Raw genomic sequence first — 933 nt, 5'->3', positions numbered from 1 at the left:
ATGATGAAGAAAGACAAGTAAAGGGTCGTCCACATCCCTTGTGCCAAGAATTTAAGGTTAGTAGCTGATAAAACTTCTGACATAGTGGACCTCCTTAGTAAGCTTTCTTATTCTCTTCTTCTTTACGACGTGCCCAAGTCGCTAGAGGGAAACACATGATAAAGTAGAGGAAGGCAGCCCCAGCGAAGGCCGGCACATAGTTAGTGGTATCATAAGCCCAAGCCTTAGCAGTGAACATGATATCAGCCCCAGAAATAATGGCAACTGTAGAAGTATTCTTAATCAAGTTAACCACTTGGTTAGTCAACGGTGGCAAGATAGTACGGACTGCTTGAGGCAAGATGATGATACGCATGGTATCAGCGTAGGTGAATCCTTGAGACAAAGCCGCTTCGGTTTGACCTTTAGGAACCGCCTCAATACCTGTACGAATAATTTCAGAGATATAGGCTCCTGTGTAGACCCCCACACAAAGGATGGCTGTCAATGAAATTGGAATCATGACATGGCCATCAGTCAAGATTGAAATTCCATAGAAGACGACCACGAATTGGACAAGCAAGGGTGTGTTCTGGAAGATTTCGACATAAACACGTGAGATGCCACGGAGAACCTTGTTGTGAGTAGAGCTCATAGCCCCAAAGATGAGCCCAAGAAGAAGGGCAACGATCAAGGCACCAATTGAAATGCCAAGGGTATAGAAGAAACCTTTGGCAAATTGTCCAAAGTTAGCGAAGAAAGCAGCCCAACGTTCAAGAGCGAAAGGACTAGCCGTTTCAGTTAAAAGATACATAAATTCAGGACTCCTTTCTATTTATCTTCAGCCTTAGCTGGTTTCAAGTGATACTTATCGTAGAGCTTTTGAAGGCTACCATCTTTTTGCCATTTAGCCAACAAATCGTTGGTATAATCAATCAACTCTTGGTTAGACTT

At 43.3% G+C, this 933-nt stretch carries 1 protein-coding gene and 2 pseudogenes; all 3 read right to left on the bottom strand.

From position 1 onward, the window contains the following. Nucleotides 1–83 (bottom strand): annotated as a pseudogene (locus AX662_RS10580) (amino acid ABC transporter permease); the annotation flags it as partial. Nucleotides 84–94: 11 nt separating this feature from the next. After that, nucleotides 95–793 (bottom strand): amino acid ABC transporter permease, encoded by a 699-nt coding sequence (locus tag AX662_RS05105; RefSeq protein ID WP_002886251.1) that lies wholly within the window; start codon nt 791–793, stop codon nt 95–97. A 17-nt stretch (nt 794–810) separates the two neighbouring features. Next, nucleotides 811–933, bottom strand: a pseudogene (locus tag AX662_RS10575) (transporter substrate-binding domain-containing protein); the annotation flags it as partial.

Source organism: Streptococcus sp. CCH5-D3, assembly GCF_001556435.1.
Taxonomy (GTDB): Bacteria; Bacillota; Bacilli; order Lactobacillales; family Streptococcaceae; genus Streptococcus.
The sequence above is the reverse complement of the archived record's forward strand: the minus strand, read 5'-3'. Positions and strand labels throughout refer to the sequence as shown.

What these genes read in the sequence shown, in the direction of transcription:
- AX662_RS05105 (WP_002886251.1), bottom strand. Translation starts at nt 793, where the DNA reads ATGTATCTTTTAACTGAAACGGCTAGTCCTTTCGCTCTTGAACGTTGG.